At 47.8% G+C, this 605-nt stretch carries 1 protein-coding gene; it reads right to left on the bottom strand.

All coding sequences use genetic code 11. The features are described from left to right. The coding region (locus B2X72_RS00790; RefSeq protein WP_349681387.1) for a substrate-binding domain-containing protein at positions 1 to 520 on the bottom strand (520 nt) is incomplete at its 3' end. Positions 521 to 605 lie beyond the last annotated feature (85 nt).

A 605-nucleotide genomic window follows, 5' to 3' on the forward strand; every position in this document is an offset into this window, starting at 1 on the left:
TTTTGCCCTGTATGATCTGTTCAAGGCCATTTCCGGGACCAGAAAGAGCATCAACACCGATTATCTTAATGTCCTTTTTGATCTGGGCTTCGTCCAATGCTTTTTTTACCCCCATGGCCATCTGATCATTGAAGGTGAAGATGATATCACTCTGGCTCATGACGTTTATATGCTTACGCATTTCCAGATAGGCTTTATTTTTCTCCCAGCCGCCGTGAATGAGGCCGCTCACCTGAATCGCTGTGGCATCTCCAATTTGCTGGATAAAGCCTTTTTCACGCTCTATTGAAGCCGAGGTGCCCGATAGCCCTGTGACTAATCCGACCGAACCCTTTCCTTGTAAAATCGTGCGGCTATATTGACCGGCCAGTTTCCCGATGGCGAGATTGTCGGCGCCCACATAAGCATTATATTGGCCGGAGGAGGTCTTACGGTCTGTTACGATGACAGGTATATTGCGTTGGAATACAGAATCTACAATTGGCGTGAGTGGCTCGGCCTCATTTGGGGATACAATCAGAAGAGCGAGAGGCGGTTAGACCAATTAGCGAATTTGATTGATCTGTACATGATTGTCGCCCCGGGACGCTCGAAAAAGAAAGTCA

Origin of the sequence: Sphingobacterium sp. UBA7253 (assembly GCF_002472745.1) — a bacterium.
Taxonomy (GTDB): Bacteria; Bacteroidota; Bacteroidia; order Sphingobacteriales; family Sphingobacteriaceae; genus Sphingobacterium; species Sphingobacterium siyangense.